We start from the raw sequence: 14458 nt of genomic DNA, 5'->3' as shown, positions 1-14458 counted from the left end.
TAGCGCGCCCTTTCCGGCCTGACGTTCCTTATCGGCTCGTCACGCACGCAGACGCATGCGCAACCGAACGCCGCGCTTAGATCACATTAATCGCGACATCGATATTGCCGCGCGTGGCCTTCGAGTACGGACACAGCTCATCCGCGGCGTGCACGACCGCCTCGGCGACGTCGCGCGCCACGCCCGGCATGCTCACGTTGATCCGCGCACCGAGGAAGTACGCGTTGCCCGTCATGCCGAGATCGATTTCGATATCGAGCGCGAGGTCGGACGGGAGCGCGACTTTCTTCGCCTTGGCCGCCAGCCCGATCGCGGTGATCAGACAGGCCGACCACGCGCCCGCGAACAGTTGCTCCGCGGTCGGATGCGGATCGGCGGCCTCGAACACATGCTGCGGATGCGCGTCGTTGCCCGGGGCCGACAGCCTGAGGTCGAGCCGTTCTTCGTGGCCGCGCGAAGCGCCAGCGTGCGTGCTTGCCGTCGTGTGCGTCTTGCCCGTGAACAGGACTTTTTCAATTTTGGTCATCGTGAATCCTTGGTCGAAAGTGGATATCGGTTTATATAACTTATGCGATTCAATCGCATGCGACTAATATTGATCGAAGCGCCCCACGATGTCAATCGCATACGATTTAATCGCTCACTCACTTTCGATAGTGACCGGCGTAGCGACGCAGCGGGGTCAAATGAAAACAGGTGGATACGAAACCGCAAAACCGGCCCATCGCACGCAAGAATCGAACGATGGAAGTATGCTTGGCTTACGGGTGGCCAACACTTGCACAACGCCCACGCACCATCCCGTCATGCGCCGGAGGAAGTCCGCGATGAGCAACGAGTCAACGCCGTCAGACGCAGCGCCCGCCCGTGAGCCAGCCACGGACGCGAACCTCTTCGACGGCGATCTCCTCGAAGACCCGAGCGTGCGCGATCATCCGCGGCACCAGCAGATGTTTCCCGTCCTCTCGGAAGCGGAAATCGAACGGATACGGCGCTTCGGCGCGCGGTCACGCTACACGACGGGCGCCCTGCTCTATCGCGCGGGCAGCCTTTGTCCCGGTGTGTTCGTGCTGCTGTCGGGCAAGGTGCGGATAGTCGGGCGCGACGGTCTCGGCCACGAGCGGGTTATTCATACCTACACGCAACGCGGCGAGTTCACGTCGGATGTCACGCAGCTCTCCAACAAGCCAGCCGTCGTCGACGCGCATGTGGTCGAAGATGTCGAAGCGATCCTGCTGCGGCCCGACGAACTGAGCGCGATGATGATCAGCGAAGCCGACCTCGGCGAGAAGATCATGCGCGCGCTGATCCTGCGGCGCGTTCTGGTAATCGAGCGCGGACAGGGCGTCGTGCTGGTCGGGCCATCCAGCAGCGGGCGGCTCGCCACGCTGCAGAACTTCCTGCGCCGCAACGTGTTCCCGAACATGACGCTCGACGCCGACAAGGACGCCGAAGCGATCGCGCTGCTAGAACGGCTGACACCGCAACCCGACGACTTTCCGCTCGTCCTCTGCCCGAACGGCACGGTGCTGCGCAATCCCGACGAAGGACAGCTCGCGTCGTGTCTCGGGCTGATTCCCGAATTCGATCCGGCGCATGTGTACGACGTCGCCATTGTCGGCGCGGGTCCGGCGGGACTGGCGGCAGCCGTGTATGCGGCCTCGGAAGGGTTGTCGGTGGCCGCGCTCGATTGCCGCGCGCCCGGTGGCCAGGCGGGCACCAGTTCGCGCATCGAAAACTATCTGGGCTTTCCGACGGGCATCACAGGCCAGGCGCTCGCCGGCCGCGCGTTCGTGCAGGCGCAGAAGTTCGGCGCGCACATCGGCATTCCGTGCGAGGTCCGGGCCCTGTATTGCGACAAGCAGCCGCCCGTCGTCGAACTCACCGACGCCCGGCGCATCACCGCGCGCACGGTCGTGATCGCGAGCGGCGCGGAGTATCGGCGCCCGGATGTCGAGGGGCTGGAGCGCTTCGAAGGCTCCGGCGTCTACTACTGGGCCACGCCGATCGAGGCGCGTCTGTGCCGCAAGGAGCCCGTGCTGCTGATCGGCGGCGGCAATTCGGCGGGACAGGCGGTCGTGTTTCTCGCGTCGCACGTCGAGCATGTGCATATGTTCATACGCGGCGCGAGCCTCGAACACAGCATGTCGCACTATCTGATCGAACGCATTCTGGCGCTGCCGAACGTGACGCTCCACACGCGCATCGAACTGACCGCGCTGCAAGGCGATGCGCGGCTCGAACGCGTGCACTATCGGGGCGCGGGCGGCATCGAAGGCAGCATGACGACGCATCATCTATTCGTCTTTATCGGCGCCGAGCCGAACACCGGCTGGCTCAAGACATGCGGCGTGTCGCTCGACGACAAGGACTTCGTTTTGACGGGGCCCGACATTCCCGACGCCGGGCTGCAATCGATGTCGTTGCAGACCAGCGTGCCCGGCGTCTTCGCGATCGGCGACGTGCGCTCGGGGTCGACCAAGCGGGTTGCATCCGCAGTGGGCGAAGGCGCGGCCGTGGTCGCGCAGATTCATCGTCTGCTGGCCGAGGCGCGGGCCGCGTGTTAACAGGCGCGCCACACGGCCGCGCTACTTCAACAATCCGAACACCGCGACGCCATTCGTCGTGCCGACGTACACGCGCCCATGCGCGACCATCGGCGTGATGTATTTGTTGCCCGCGCCGAACGTATCGCGCGAACCGGACTGATTGCTGTTGTACAGCTCCTGCGCAAGATTCGCGGCATTGAACGCATGCAGCGCCGCCACCGATCCATTCTCCGCCGCCCACACGATCGCGTTCTGCGCGCCGTTCGCCGAGATGCTCGGCGTCGTGCCGGGATACGGGAACTTGAACGCGCTTTGCGACGCGGGCGTGGTGGCGAGACGCGCGCCGCTGACCGGGAACGCCTTGAGGTTGTCGCCGACCGCGCCGTAGTACACGACGTTGCCGTAGAACGCCGCCGTCGTGAACACGCCGCCTATCAGTTGACCGTCGATCTCTTGCCAGATCGCATTGCTGGAGCTATTGAATTTGCCCAGGCTGTCGCGATCGACGACGTAGATCTTCGAGTCCTTGCCCGAGCCGAGCGCGAGATGCCGCGTGACACCGCTCGCATCGACGAGATCGGGCAACACGATCGCGCCGCCCGAGCCGAGGTCGGCGTCGCGCGCGGATTGCGACACGGTATCGAAGGTGGCGAAATAATCCGCGACGCCGAGATTCGGCGCGGCCCCGAGTTTGACGAACGCATTGCCGAAATTGCCATTCGATGGAAAACCTTGCGCGTTCAACGTGGTGTCGAACGTTCCGTTTGCATCGAGCAGATAGAGCGACGTCCCGTCCGACGCCATCCCGCCGCCGCCCATCCATACCGCGCCACCGCTGCCGTTCGGCGTCAGGTTCAGCGCGCCCGTCTGCGTGAGCGTATCGGCGTTGTAGGCCATGACCCAGCCGGCGTAGACGCCCTGGTCGCAGTGCGAGGTCCACGCCAGATAGACGTTACCGTTGACCAGCGTCAGCGCCTGCCGCTCCGCGTATTGCTGCGGGTCGAAGACGGTCACGCCGTTGCTGCTGTTCGCGCCGCTGCCCGGATAGCTGCCGGCTATTTCCGTGGGGCCGCCGAGCGCTTCGGCGCCCGTGGCGAGATCGATCGCATGCAGGCGCTGGTGAATCGTTCCGCCACCGTCCTTGCTCATCGCCACCGCATACATCACACCATTCGTCCCGCGTCCGCGATCGATGACGGGCGTCGCCGTAATGCCGATCTCAGGGGAAATCTGCGCGCAGTTGCGGGGATCGCTGGTCGTTTCGCCCGCGCCGAGCAGCGAACGCTGCCATAGCTGGGCGTTGCTGTCGGCGTCGAACGCATACACGCTCGCGTGTTCGGTCACGACGTACACAACGTTGTGCGCCGCACCGTTCACCGACACATTGCTGGCATACAGCGGTTGCGCGTCGACTTTACCGTCGACGGACAGAAAGCCCACCTTGCCGAAGCTCGTGGCGTTGACGTTCGCAGGTGTAAGCGTAGTTTCGGCGAGGTATTGCCCTGTGCGGGCCAGATCGTTGTGGTAGGTCAGAACGTCGGTTGCTGCTGCCATCGTGCCGCCCGAGTTGCCTGAGCCACCCGACCCGCCCGAACCGCTCGGACTGCCCGAGCCCGAGCCGCCGCTCCCGCCGTTCGTGCTCGCGTTGTTCGACGAGCCGCCCCCGCTGCACGATACGCAAATCGCCGTGACGAGGCACAGGATCGCGACATGCCGCACGCGGCCCAGATTGGAGAACGAACGGTGCCAGCGGTTCATGGACATCTCCCAGGCGGTCGAGCGACCGCGAAGATTGTCGGCCTTGCAGCGGCGAAAGTCGCATGTCGGCGGACTTCCGGCATCACCACTGAGCAATTCGCATACCGCGACGCGCTCGATTCATGCGACGGAATACGCCGCGTCGCGCGTTAAATACGCACGTACGTCACATCACGAGGCATTCGATATGTTTTCGGAACCGGCACGCCGCTCGTTGCTCGCCGCGGCATGGATCGCTCTGGCATTGACGGCGGCAAACTGCGCGCAGGCCGCCGCGAACACCACATCGTCGCGACAGAATGCGCCCGTCGCGCATGTCGCCGATCAGGCCATGCGCGTCCGTACGCCCGACGGCGACGGCGACGGCACTTTGCCACTCTACGCCGATCGCAACATCGACGCGGCAGAACCCCACGTCACACGCGTATTCATCATCGTTCACGGCACGCTGCGCAACGCCGACAAGTACTTCGCCACCGGGCAGCAAGTACTCGCAGCTGCCGGTGCGGATGCAACACGAAGCATGATCGTCGCGCCGCAGTTTCTGACGACGCGCGATCTGCGCGCGTCCCAGATGCCTGACAGCACGCTCGCGTGGTCCGAAGCCGGATGGAAAGAAGGCGCGCCCGCGCGCCGCCCCGCGCCGGTGAGTTCCTTCGCGGCGCTCGATGCGCTGCTCGAACACTTCGACGACCGGCAGCGCTATCCCGCGTTATCTTCTGTGACGGTGATCGGGCATTCGGCGGGTGCGCAGGTGGTGCAGCGTTATGCCGTGGCCGGACGCGCTGAGGAAGCGCTGGCGCGCGACGGAATCCGCGTGCGGTACGTGGTCGCGAATCCGTCGAGCTATCTGTACTTCGACGATGAACGTCCCGTGTCGCGCGGTGTTTTCCAGCATGTCGATACGCAGGCGTGTCCACGCGCTGTCGAGTGGAAGTACGGCATGGTCGACCCGCCTCCTTATGTTGCCTCGCAGGACGCGGCGCAAATCGAGGCCCGCTACGCGAAGCGCGAAGTCGTGTATCTGCTTGGAATGGATGACGTGGACCCGCGCACGCACTTTATCGACCGCTCCTGCGCGGCGATGGCACAGGGTCCGTTCCGGCTCGCGCGTGGGCTTGCTTACTTCGATTACCTGCAAAGCCGGTATCCCGTCGGGCTGAATCAGCGCGTGGTCGAAGTGCCCGGCGCGGGACACGACGCGCGACGCATGTTGACATCGGACTGCGGGATGGCGGTGCTGTTCGACGGGCGGATGCCGTCGTCATGTCCTGGCGAGAGTGACATGCCGTCGCGGTGACGCAACTCGTGCTCCTCGTGCTCCGACTGGATCACGATATGCGTCACCGTATGAGCCGCTTATCGCGCGGCTTGCGATTGCGAGAACCACGCGTCGAAGTTCAACGCGCCGAGACGCGGATTCGTACCGGGTACGAGCGTGTCGTCGTTCAGCTCCGCGCCGAAGTAGCGCGCGCCGGTATCCGCGACAACCTTGCGCGAATCGTGCGTCGCGTCCAGGAAGCGTTGCACCATGTCAGCAAGCCGCACGCGGTCCGGACCCGCGATCTCGACGACGCCGTTACGCGGCGCTTCGACGGCATAGTCCGCGACGGCCGCTCCGACGTCATCCGATGCGATCGGCTGGAAGTACGCGGGCGACAGGCGGATGGTCTGTCCGTCGCCACCCGACTGCGCGATGCCGCCGAGAAACTCGAAGAACTGCGTCGAGTGAATGATCGTATAAGGCACGCCCGATTCGCGGATCAGCTTCTCCTGCGCGATCTTGCCGCGGAAATAACCGCTTTGCGCGAGCCGGTCCGTACCGACGACCGAGAGTGCCACGTGATGCTGCACGCCCGCCGCCTTTTCCGCAGCGAACAGATTCTTGCCTGCCGTCGTGAAGAATTCGAGCACGGCTGCATCTTCGAATGAAGGCGAGTTGGCGAGATCCACCACGACGTTCGCGCCTGCCAATGCTTCGCTTAGGCCCTCGCCCGTGATCGTGTTGACGCCCGATGCAGGTGAAGCGGCAATGACCTCATGACCACGCCCGCGCAGATTCTTGACCACTTTGCTGCCGATCAGTCCCGTGCCGCCTATCACAACGATCTTCATGATTTCCTCCAAAGTCTTGCGCGGCGCACTCGCCGCCTCCGGGCTTTCGAAGCCGGCAGAACGTGTCATTGCCGGTTGCTTGCCGGACTCGCCGTGATGCGCGGCGTCCGTACAGGAAGCATCGTAGGTGTGTGCGCTTCGATGCAGTAGACCTTTGAAGGTATCCATCGTGTTGCCCTGCGGACACCAATCGACACGTCGCCGCGCTCAGTCGACCGTTGACATTGCATCCATCGTGGTCAGGCAATGCAGGTCGAGCGCTCGCGTGTGCTCCGTCATGTAATCGACGAACACGCGGATGCGCGCCGGAAGATGCTTGCGGCTCAGATAGCAGATGTAGTGGCCGCTATCGTCGGGTGCGTACTGGGTCAGACAGGTAACGAGACGCCCGTCGCCGAGCAGATCGCACACCTGATAACCGGGCAGTTGCGCGATGCCCTGTCCATCCAGCACGGACTGAAGAATCAGATCCGGGTCGTTGAACGTATGCGGCGCATGCAACTGGCGGCGCATCGGCAGGCCGTCGACCTTGAACTCCCATTCCCTGACGCGCCCCGATGCCGTACGCAGGTTGATGCAGCGATGGTCGGCCAGCTCACCGACATGACGCGGCAAGCCGTGAGCGGCCACATACGCGGGCGACGCGCAGACGATCATCTGCATGGGTATCAGTTGACGCGCGACGATCTCGCTGTCTTCCATGCGTCCGTCGCGAAACGACACGTCGATGCGATCGACGGTGAAGTCGGCGGGGCGGTCGTTGAGCAGCAGCTCCAGCGCGATATCCGGGTACTGCGCGTGAAAACCCCGCAACAATGGCGCGACGATCCTGCGCCCGAAGCCCGGCGTCGAGTAGATGCGCAACCGCCCTCGCGGCGGCCCGCTGCGCAGCTCGCGCATCTCTTCGAGCGCCTGGACGATGCGCTCGACGCCTGCCTGACAGTTCTCGAAGAAAAGTTCGCCTTCGCGCGTCAGCGACGTGCTGCGGGTCGTGCGCAGAAAGAGGCGCGTATCCAGCTGGGCCTCCAGCTTCTGCACGTTCCGGCTGACGGACGAGCGGCCGATGCCGAGGCGATCGCCCGCTCTGGCGAAACTGCCTTCGTTGGCAACGGCAAGAAAGGAAACGACGCCGGCGAAACTCGTTGCAAACGTGCTTGCAATCGGATCGTCGGCGCCCGTAACGGAGCGGCGCGGTGCGTAGTCTGACATGGAAGCGCGAAGAGTGGAGGTCCTTATCCAACTAGACGTTTCAGCGCTTCCGTTTGTGACATCGTCCGCCGATTTTCTTTTGCGGCCACGCGTGAGGCCGCTGCCGCGCGTTACTTCTCCGGCACCAGAACGGGCGCGCCCTTGTCCTTCAGCAGCAGCACGAGGAACTTCGCCGGCTTCGTCTGGCTCGCGTTGTGGCCCACGGTGTGGACATCGTTCGGGCCTTCATAGAAGGACTGTCCCGGCGTCAGCGTGACTTCCTTGCCGCCTCTGACCTGCATCACGATCGATCCTTCCAGCACGTAGATGAACCCGTGCGCATGATGCCGATGCACCGGGTCCACGGCGCCAGGCGGATATTCGACCACGATCATCAACGCTTCCTTGCCGGGATAGTCGTCGAGCGGCTTTGTCATGACGGGTGTCACGATGGCCGCCGGCGGCTCGGCGTGGGCCTGGTGGGTCAACGCGCCCGCCATGACGAGCAGGGCTGCGATAGTTCTCTTCGAGCGAAACATGATGCGCTCCTCACATGGACGCGGCCCGCACAGGCCGAGGTTGAACAAGAACGGCGCCCCGGCTCAGGCGAGGTTCGCCTTGTCGAGGCCGAATGCCTTGTCGGACGATCCCGGCACGAACTTGAACGCCACGTTCGCGCGGTTCCAGGCGTTGATGGCCATGACTTCGAACGTCAGGTCCGACAGTTCCTTTTCCGAAAACTGGCCACGCACGCGCTCGTAGATATCGTCGGGCACGCCGTGCTCGGGCAAGGTGGTCAGCACTTCCGTCCACGCGAGCGCGGCACGTTCGCGCGGCGAGAACAGCGTCGACTCGCGCCAGATCGCCACATGGTGGACGCGCAGCGCGCGCTCGCCGTGAATGGTCGCTTCCTTCACGTGCATGTCGAGGCAAAAGCCGCAACCGTTGATCTGCGATGCGCGGATGTTGACGAGATCGCGGATCGGTTCTTCGATCGCGCAGTCTTTCAGCAGGTTGCTGAACTCGATGAACTTCTTCGATAGCTCGGGCGATTGGTGAAAGTAGTTGATACGCTGAGTCATGACTTCTCCTGGCGACGATGACGGACGCATCCGTGCGGGACGGATGCTGTTCGCGGTGGTGAACCGCACGTCGCCATGGTAGGTTCGTGACGCGCGCCGCGGTAGACCTGCGGACGGGCTCACGGTGTTGCCCATCCGGCACCAATCCCGCCATCAGGCGCTGGCGGGCGGAGTCATTGCAGCGGCGCGCAGCGCGCTCAGGGTTCGCCGTATGCGGCGGCGATGCGCGCCAGCTTGTCGGGATTGCGTTGAACGTGAATGCTGACGATGCGCTCGCCGTCCGTTTCGAAAGACATCGCCGATTCGAGCTTGCCTTCGATATAGCGCAACAGCGCGCTCTGACCGTTGAGCGTCACGAGCTTGACATGAACCTCGCCCGGAAAACGCCGCAATGCCGCGTAGAAAAGCTGTGCGATGCGCCGGCCGCCCACCATCGGCTTCGGGAAGCTCGTCACCTTGCCGCCGCCGTCGCCGATCAGGGTGGCCTCTTCGGCGAGGAATGCGTTGATGGCGTGGAAGTCCGCGCTCGCGAGCGCCTGCGCAAAGCTCTGCAACAACTGGCGATGCTTCTCGCGCGGCACTGCATAGCGCGGGCGCTCGTCGCGCAGTTGCGCCTTCGCGCGGCTCACCAGCTGACGGCATGCGGACTCCGTCTTGCCGATCGCATCGGCAACCTCGTCATAGTCCGCGTCGAAGACTTCGCGCAGCAGGAACGCGGCGCGCGCTTCGGGCGTGAGCCGTTCGAGCAGCATCAGGAACGCGACGGACACGTCGTCGGCGCGCTCGGTCATCTCCTCGGGCGTCGCGGGCGAGTCGCTGATCTCAGGCTCGGGCAACCAGATGCCCGTGTAGTGCTCGCGCTGGATCTTGGCGGCACGCAGACGGTCGATCGACATGCGCGTCGTGACGGAGACGAGCCACGCTTCGGCGTTGTCGATGCTTGCGTGGTCGGCTGCGTGCCAGCGCAGCCAGACGTCCTGCACGATGTCCTCGGCTTCTGCGACGGAACTGAGCATCCGGTAGGCGATTTTCTGCAGGCGCGGGCGAATCTGGTTGAAGGCGTGGGCGTCGGCGTCCATAGAGTGTGTGTCCTGCCCCTTCGCGGCAAGCGGAAGGGGCGAGGCGTGAAAGAGCAGAGATGGCAAAGCTGGAGTTTGCCACGGATGCGCTACGAGGATGGTAGATGGGGCGCGGTTGATATGAAGAATCGGGCAGACAACTCAAGCCGCCGCGTCTTCCAGGAAGTCCGTGATCGCATCGCGGCTCGGCGTGAGGCCTCTCAGTTGAAGAAGCGCGCCCGCGTTGCCGCGATGATAGGTGCCATGCAGGCAGACATGCAGAACGATCTCGCCTCGCCGCATGCGCGCGGGCTTTCCGCTGGTGAAGACGAAATCGACAGGCTGTTCGAAGTCGTGCTCCGTCATCGCGTCCACGTATGACGCGTACCAGTCGTCGGCTTCTCTGATGCCGTCTACAAGCGCGGTGAGTTCCGGCATGTTTGCCGATCGCGGCGCCTGAAACACGTGCGGCACGCCCTGCAGATGATGCTGAAAAATCCTGTCGACCGCATGGATATGGTCGAGGATGCGAAGCATGATGAAAGCGTCTTCCTTGCTTAACTTATCGAAGTCGCGGCTCACGACATCGCAGAGTCCGCGGTCGGCCCATCGTTTGATTGCAACGAGTTGCGAGTATGACTGACACGCCATGTGACCTCTCCTTTTTCGCGTTGATCCTGGTTGGTTTCGACATTGCGATTCGAATCACAAGATGCATAATACGAGCGACTGCTCGTATTACCTACTCGCATTTGGAGCGCAGAAAATGGCGCGAAAACCACTCACAAAACCAAGAAAGCACGCGTCTCAGCAGCGATCGCGCGTGACGGTTGATGCCTTGATCGAAGCAACCGCTCGCATTCTCGTGAAGGACGGCTTCGACAAGGCCAGCACCAACCGCATCGCCGAAAAGGCGGGCGTGAGCGTCGGCTCGCTGTATCAGTACTTTCCCAGCAAAGAGGCGCTTGTCGCGGCTGTCGTGCAGCGTCACGGCGAGGAACTCATGCAGGTTGTCCGTGAGACGCTGGCTGAAGTCGCCGCGCTACCGATGGAACAGGCAGTGCGCAAGCTCGTGCTCGCCGCGATCGAGGCACACCGTATCGATCCGGAATTGCACCGCGTACTCGCCGAGCAGATTCCGCGCACGGGCGGAACGGAGGAATCGGCGCTATTAGGTGGAGAAACGTATGCACTGTTCAGAGGCTATCTCGATGCTCATCGCGACGAGTTCCGCACAATGAACCTTGGGCTTGCGACGTTCGTGTGCGTGACGTCGATCGAGGCACTAACGCATACGGCCGTCGTGCATCATGCGGATCGTCTCACTGACGAAGCGTTTGGCGCGCTCGTCGACGAGACTACACGGCTTATCGTTCGATATCTCCAATAGGTTTTCCTCTCCTCTCCGGCATATAGCGCTTCCGCCGCAGATACGTTTTCTTTAACTGCCGTTGCTTTAGAAAATGCACGGCACGCATTGAAGTGCCAGTCCGCTCTGCCTTACGACAAATTTTTTGCCATCCGTTATATTCCCGTCGACATATCGAACAGAGATCGATCGAGCGATCAATCGCTGAACTCTTTTAATGACTGGAATTGGGATGTTAAAAAGAACTGTTGCCACTGTGGCATTGAGCCTGGTCGGTTCCGTCGCGCACGCGCAAAGCAGCGTGACGCTCTATGGATTGATCGATACGGGCATCACCTATGCGAACCACGTTGCCACGTCTACCGGACACGGCTCTCTCGTCCGATATGCCGACGGCGTCGCGCAAGGCAGCCGCTGGGGCATTCGCGGAAAGGAAGATCTCGGCGGCGGCCTCTCGGCCATCTTCACACTCGAAGGCGGTTTCAATTCCGGCGATGGCACGATCTCGCAAGGCGGCGCGCTATTCGGACGACAAGCCTGGGTCGGATTGAACAAGAACGGCGTTGGCTCATTGACGTTCGGCCGGCAGTACTCGCTGTCCAGAGACTACATCCACAACTACGCGATGGGCCACGAAACGCCGGCCGGCAACTACGCTTATCACATCAACGATCTGGATCAACTGACATCGAGCCGCATCAACAACTCGGTCAAGTTCAGCAGCGCGAACTTCAACGGCCTGACGTTCGGCGTGCTCTACGGCTTTTCGAATCAGGCGGGCGCGTTCTCAGGTTCACCCACCACGACCACGGGCACCACGACGACTCAAGGTTCGTCGAGAACATTTAGCGCCGGCGTCAACTACACGCCGGGTCCGTTCGCGATCGGCGCGGCGTACACCGATATCCGCTTTCCCGGCAGCGCGACACCGGCATTCACGGCGAACATCGCGAACATCAATACGGGGCCGCTGCGCGATCTGCGCACCTTCGGCATCGGCAGCAGCTATCTGATTGGGCGCGGCAAGGTATGGGGCAACTGGACGCATACGCAACTCACGCAGATCGCGTCACATGAATCGACAGTGAACAACTATGAAGTGGGCGGAAAGTATGCGTTCACGAACGCAGTCAGCGGCGGGCTCGGTTACACGTTCTCCGACCTGAGCGGCGAGTTCAGCGGCAAATGGCATCAGCTGAACAGCTTCGTCGACTATGCACTGTCGAAACGAACCGATGTCTATGCACTTGCCATCTATCAGAAGGCATCGGGCAGCAACGTCGTCAACGGCCACGAGGTGCCCGTTCAGGCGGAGATCGGTGCGAGTTCGAGCTTTATCGGCAATTCGGGAACGGGCGCCAATTCGCAGCTTGCCGTGCGCGTTGGCTTGCGGCATCTGTTCTGACGCCCGCTCACTACGTCACACGGATCAGAACGCGTGACGCAGGCCAACCGTCACGGCAACCTGCGTATCCGTCGACGACGGCGACAGCGTGTTGATCATCGCGTGCGAGAGCACCGAACCCGTCGGTGCGCCATGCACGCTCTGATAGACGCCTTCAAGGTAGAAGTCGGTGCGCTTGCTGAGCGCATAGTCCGTTTGCAGCATCGCCGTATTCCATCCCGGCGACGAGCCGTTGTACGCGCCGTGCGTGTACGTGTATGCGCCCGAGACGCTCAACGCCGGTGTCAGCGCGTATTTCGCGTTCACCTCGTAGTTATCGAGTCGCAACGAACCGGCCAGCGTTCCCGCCGACGAATCGTTTGCACCGAGATAGGTGCCCGTGCCGAACGAGAACACGCCCGCCGCGTTGTCGATCTGCGAATGACTCCACACGAGACCGACCGTCGCCGGGCCAAACGTGTAATTGCCGCCAACCGACCAGATGCGTTGCCGTTCCGCGATGAAGTTCGCGCTCGTATCCGACGAGGTGGTCGCGCCGCTGCCGTTGCCCGCATTGTTGAACTGCAGGTATCCCGCGGCGAGATTCACGGGGCCCATCGCATACGACACGCCGAAGCCATACGAGCGATTGTTCGCGAAGTCGCCTGCCTTGTTGCTGAAGCTATACATCGTTTCGAGCGTGACGCCGCTCCACGTCGGACTGGTGTACTTGACCGAGTTGTTGATGACGACGGAGTTCGCAGCGAGGTTGTCGTTCTCGAACGGATGCGCGGCCATACTGCCGCCCCACGTGTTGAACTCGGCTGTCAGCGGCCCGACGAGGTCGTTCATTGCGTCGAACTGCCGGCCGAACGTCAAGGTGCCGTACGGATCGCTTTGCAGGCCGACCCACGCCTGCGAACCGAAGGCACTGCCCGAAAATGCCTGCGCGCCGTTGTTCAGCAAGAAACCCTGCTCGAGCTTGAACACGGCATGCAAGCCGCCGCCGAGATCTTCCGAACCCTTGAGCCCGAAGACCGTATTCTGCGTCGAGCTGCTCACCATCTGCCAGTTGCTGTGGCCCTGCTGGTTATTGGTGTACACCAGACCGGTGTCGATAAGACCATAGAGCGTCACGCTGCTTTGCGCATGCGCGGAAGCGGTAAAAACACCGAATGTTGCGAGGGCGAGTAAAGATTTCTTCATGTTGGTTTGGCTCCGTGATGTAGCTGTGAAGAGTTTTTGGCGCGCGATCATAAAAGAACGGGCGATGGTTTGGCAACCTCGCACGCGCCAGACTCAGCAGCGTCTTCATCATAGGAGTGTCAAAAATATCCGGCGCTGAACGGCGCAGTCGTGCAACGCAAAAGCAACGCATGCCGATGCCGGATTACTTTCAGACAGATAAAAGTGCTTTTGTGATTGGCTGACAAGAAGAGCACAGACGCGTGCTCAAAGGCGAAAAAAGCGTACTGCAAGCTAACCACGCATTGCACGTGATTAGCATGGACTGGCTATCCGTTCTTCGGCGCGGTAGAAATGTTTCGTCTGCGACGACCATCGGCGGCGCGTTCGAGCAACAGCCGGTCCATTGCCGACAGCAGATCCGTAGGGTCCAGCGGCTTGCGCAAAAAGCCGTCGTAATAGACGAACGCGGGCGGGCTCGGCTCGCCCGATACGAGAATGAACACGATCTCCGCCAGGTTCTGCTCGTGGCGCACGTGATGGCACAGCACGCTGCCCGACATCACCGGCATTCGCCAGTCCGCGACGACGACATCCACATCGCGCTCGCGCAGCATATCCAGCGCGACGCGCCCATCTTCGGCGAGACAGGTCGCATAGCCATGCGCTTCGCACACGCCCTGCCATGCGTCCAGCGTTTCAACGTCATCATCTACAAGCAGCACTGTTGGCATATCTGGCCTCGCTCATGACCATTCGATGCACAGCGC

Annotated in this window: 14 protein-coding genes; 4 read left to right on the top strand and 10 right to left on the bottom strand. The window is 62.4% G+C overall.

Features of this window, described 5'->3' with window-relative positions:
* Positions 1-76: 76 nt before the first annotated feature.
* Positions 77-526 carry an Ohr family peroxiredoxin gene (locus tag C2L64_RS36605; protein WP_007733592.1) on the bottom strand — a complete coding sequence of 150 codons (450 nt, stop codon included), beginning with the start codon at positions 524-526 and terminating at the stop codon, positions 77-79.
* Between the two features lie 301 nt (positions 527-827).
* On the opposite strand from C2L64_RS36605, the gene C2L64_RS36600 reads away from it, so the two are divergent.
* The gene (locus C2L64_RS36600) at positions 828-2567 is read left to right on the top strand and encodes an FAD-dependent oxidoreductase (RefSeq protein WP_009770874.1); all 1740 of its coding nucleotides are present in this window, start codon (positions 828-830) and stop codon (positions 2565-2567) included.
* 21 nt (positions 2568-2588) lie between these two features.
* Here C2L64_RS36600 and C2L64_RS36595 read toward each other — a convergent pair whose 3' ends face one another.
* A complete protein-coding gene (locus C2L64_RS36595) occupies positions 2589-4307 on the bottom strand; it encodes a PQQ-binding-like beta-propeller repeat protein (RefSeq protein WP_009770873.1) in 1719 nt (572 codons plus the stop codon).
* Positions 4308-4494: 187 nt separating this feature from the next.
* On the opposite strand from C2L64_RS36595, the gene C2L64_RS36590 reads away from it, so the two are divergent.
* Positions 4495-5607, top strand: a complete 1113-nt coding sequence (locus C2L64_RS36590) for an alpha/beta fold hydrolase (protein ID WP_039902626.1) — start codon at positions 4495-4497, stop codon at positions 5605-5607.
* Positions 5608-5666: 59 nt separating this feature from the next.
* Here the strand turns inward: C2L64_RS36590 and C2L64_RS36585 are convergent, their stop codons facing one another.
* The 6 genes from C2L64_RS36585 to C2L64_RS36560 form a co-directional block, all read right to left on the bottom strand.
* Positions 5667-6422 (bottom strand): SDR family oxidoreductase, encoded by a 756-nt coding sequence (locus C2L64_RS36585; protein ID WP_009770871.1) that lies wholly within the window; start codon positions 6420-6422, stop codon positions 5667-5669.
* A 207-nt stretch (positions 6423-6629) separates the two neighbouring features.
* On the bottom strand, positions 6630-7631 hold the full coding sequence (locus C2L64_RS36580; protein ID WP_009770870.1) for a LysR family transcriptional regulator: 1002 nt from the start codon (positions 7629-7631) through the stop codon (positions 6630-6632).
* Between the two features lie 110 nt (positions 7632-7741).
* A complete protein-coding gene (locus C2L64_RS36575) occupies positions 7742-8149 on the bottom strand; it encodes a cupin domain-containing protein (RefSeq protein ID WP_009770869.1) in 408 nt (135 codons plus the stop codon).
* Between the two features lie 63 nt (positions 8150-8212).
* On the bottom strand, positions 8213-8692 hold the full coding sequence (locus tag C2L64_RS36570; protein WP_007733616.1) for a carboxymuconolactone decarboxylase family protein: 480 nt from the start codon (positions 8690-8692) through the stop codon (positions 8213-8215).
* A 197-nt stretch (positions 8693-8889) separates the two neighbouring features.
* Complete coding sequence (locus tag C2L64_RS36565; protein ID WP_007733617.1) at positions 8890-9771, bottom strand: RNA polymerase sigma-70 factor; 882 nt, start codon at positions 9769-9771, stop codon at positions 8890-8892.
* 141 nt (positions 9772-9912) lie between these two features.
* Positions 9913-10401: a DinB family protein gene (locus C2L64_RS36560; protein WP_009770868.1), complete on the bottom strand. Its 489-nt coding sequence runs from the start codon at positions 10399-10401 to the stop codon at positions 9913-9915.
* Between the two features lie 172 nt (positions 10402-10573).
* On the opposite strand from C2L64_RS36560, the gene C2L64_RS36555 reads away from it, so the two are divergent.
* Both C2L64_RS36555 and C2L64_RS36550 read left to right on the top strand, forming a co-directional pair.
* Positions 10574-11140: a TetR/AcrR family transcriptional regulator gene (locus C2L64_RS36555; protein ID WP_009770867.1), complete on the top strand. Its 567-nt coding sequence runs from the start codon at positions 10574-10576 to the stop codon at positions 11138-11140.
* A 211-nt stretch (positions 11141-11351) separates the two neighbouring features.
* Positions 11352-12524, top strand: a complete 1173-nt coding sequence (locus C2L64_RS36550) for a porin (RefSeq protein ID WP_039902609.1) — start codon at positions 11352-11354, stop codon at positions 12522-12524.
* Positions 12525-12548: 24 nt separating this feature from the next.
* Here C2L64_RS36550 and C2L64_RS36545 read toward each other — a convergent pair whose 3' ends face one another.
* Both C2L64_RS36545 and C2L64_RS36540 read right to left on the bottom strand, forming a co-directional pair.
* Complete coding sequence (locus C2L64_RS36545; RefSeq protein ID WP_009770865.1) at positions 12549-13709, bottom strand: porin; 1161 nt, start codon at positions 13707-13709, stop codon at positions 12549-12551.
* 308 nt (positions 13710-14017) lie between these two features.
* Entirely contained in the window at positions 14018-14422 is a 405-nt protein-coding gene (locus C2L64_RS36540) for a response regulator (protein ID WP_007733624.1), read from the bottom strand.
* Positions 14423-14458 lie beyond the last annotated feature (36 nt).

Origin of the sequence: Paraburkholderia hospita (genome assembly GCF_002902965.1) — a bacterium.
GTDB lineage: Bacteria > Pseudomonadota > Gammaproteobacteria > Burkholderiales > Burkholderiaceae > Paraburkholderia > Paraburkholderia hospita.
Note: the sequence above shows the minus strand (reverse complement) of the source record. Positions and strands in the feature narration are given on the sequence as shown.

What these genes read in the sequence shown, in the direction of transcription:
- C2L64_RS36605 (WP_007733592.1), bottom strand. Translation starts at nt 526, where the DNA reads ATGACCAAAATTGAAAAAGTCCTGTTCACGGGCAAGACGCACACGACG.
- C2L64_RS36600 (WP_009770874.1), top strand. Translation starts at nt 828, where the DNA reads ATGAGCAACGAGTCAACGCCGTCAGACGCAGCGCCCGCCCGTGAGCCA.
- C2L64_RS36595 (WP_009770873.1), bottom strand. Translation starts at nt 4,307, where the DNA reads ATGAACCGCTGGCACCGTTCGTTCTCCAATCTGGGCCGCGTGCGGCAT.
- C2L64_RS36590 (WP_039902626.1), top strand. Translation starts at nt 4,495, where the DNA reads ATGTTTTCGGAACCGGCACGCCGCTCGTTGCTCGCCGCGGCATGGATC.
- C2L64_RS36585 (WP_009770871.1), bottom strand. Translation starts at nt 6,422, where the DNA reads ATGAAGATCGTTGTGATAGGCGGCACGGGACTGATCGGCAGCAAAGTG.
- C2L64_RS36580 (WP_009770870.1), bottom strand. Translation starts at nt 7,631, where the DNA reads ATGTCAGACTACGCACCGCGCCGCTCCGTTACGGGCGCCGACGATCCG.
- C2L64_RS36575 (WP_009770869.1), bottom strand. Translation starts at nt 8,149, where the DNA reads ATGTTTCGCTCGAAGAGAACTATCGCAGCCCTGCTCGTCATGGCGGGC.
- C2L64_RS36570 (WP_007733616.1), bottom strand. Translation starts at nt 8,692, where the DNA reads ATGACTCAGCGTATCAACTACTTTCACCAATCGCCCGAGCTATCGAAG.
- C2L64_RS36565 (WP_007733617.1), bottom strand. Translation starts at nt 9,771, where the DNA reads ATGGACGCCGACGCCCACGCCTTCAACCAGATTCGCCCGCGCCTGCAG.
- C2L64_RS36560 (WP_009770868.1), bottom strand. Translation starts at nt 10,401, where the DNA reads ATGGCGTGTCAGTCATACTCGCAACTCGTTGCAATCAAACGATGGGCC.
- C2L64_RS36550 (WP_039902609.1), top strand. Translation starts at nt 11,352, where the DNA reads ATGTTAAAAAGAACTGTTGCCACTGTGGCATTGAGCCTGGTCGGTTCC.
- C2L64_RS36545 (WP_009770865.1), bottom strand. Translation starts at nt 13,709, where the DNA reads ATGAAGAAATCTTTACTCGCCCTCGCAACATTCGGTGTTTTTACCGCT.
- C2L64_RS36540 (WP_007733624.1), bottom strand. Translation starts at nt 14,422, where the DNA reads ATGCCAACAGTGCTGCTTGTAGATGATGACGTTGAAACGCTGGACGCA.